Source organism: Streptomyces coffeae (assembly GCF_016741875.1).
GTDB lineage: Bacteria > Actinomycetota > Actinomycetes > Streptomycetales > Streptomycetaceae > Streptomyces > Streptomyces coffeae.
The window spans coordinates 1-1,027 of sequence record NZ_JAERRF010000138.1 but is presented as its reverse complement, the minus strand read 5'-3'; the positions used below and the strand labels follow the sequence as shown (position 1 = coordinate 1,027).

1 pseudogene is annotated in these 1,027 nt (G+C 67.4%); it reads right to left on the bottom strand.

What is annotated here, in order from left to right:
* Positions 1-1,025: pseudogene (locus JK363_RS41320) on the bottom strand (RNA-guided endonuclease InsQ/TnpB family protein); the annotation flags it as partial.
* Positions 1,026-1,027 lie beyond the last annotated feature (2 nt).

Below are 1,027 nucleotides of genomic sequence, written 5' to 3'. Positions count from 1 at the left end.
CGAGGGGGATTCCTGGCTCACGTCGCCTGCGGCCCGGCGGACCAGCAGGTCTTACACGATCAGCACCAGCCGGGTACGAGACCAGCCCGGACCAGCATCACGCGGGCGGAGTTCTTGTCTCTGGGCGAGACGGCTCCACACGCGGTGCAGGCATACGTTCTCTCGGAAAGAGGCAGTGCGTGCTTGGTTCTCGCTCCGCACTGCGCACAGTCCATGGTGGTGTGCGCGGGGTGTACCAGATGCACGGCGCGGCCGTGCTTGCGGCCCATCTCGATCAGGGCCTTCTTCGTGGCGCTGATCGCCGCGTCAGCGGCCTTGCGGGCCATGGTGGTACGGCAGAGGAACTTCGGGCGGAAGTCCTCCACGGCGATGGCTTCGTGGCCGGTCGCGACCTTCTTCGCCCACTTGCGGCCGGTGTCCTCGCGCCGGCGGGCGATCTTCTTGTGCAGCTTCGCCCGCGGCTTCTTCGCCTCGCGGTAGCCCTTCGAGGCGGCGTGGCCTTTCTTCGGCTTGCGCCGGGCCATCATGCGGTCGTACCGCGTCAGCTTCGCCGCAGCCTGCGTCCCGTGCTGCGCGTGGGGAAGGTCGTACTCGTCGGATGTGGTGGTCGCGGTCTCCTTGACGCCCCAGTCGATGCCGATCACACGGCCGGTGGCAGGCAGGTTCTCGGTCTGCGCGGGGACAACAAAGCTCGCCCACCAATGCCCCACACTGTCGCGGTACACGCGCACGCTGGACGGCGGCTCGGGCAGCTCCCGCGACCACACCGGGCGTACGACGATCCCGCCCGCGAGGTGCAGGCGCGCGTCTTTCAACCGGAATCCGCGCTGGGTGTAGTTCAGTGTCGGAAGGGCATCGCGCTTCTTCTTGTACTTCGGCATCCCGGCCCGCTGCCGCATCGGCAGCCGGTCTTTGATGTCCTTGAGCGCTTTGGATCGGGACTTGCCGAAGTCGCGTATGAGCTGCTGCTGTGGAACCGAGCTTCCCTCACGCAGCCACGGCGTCATCCTGCGGGCGTCGGTCAGCA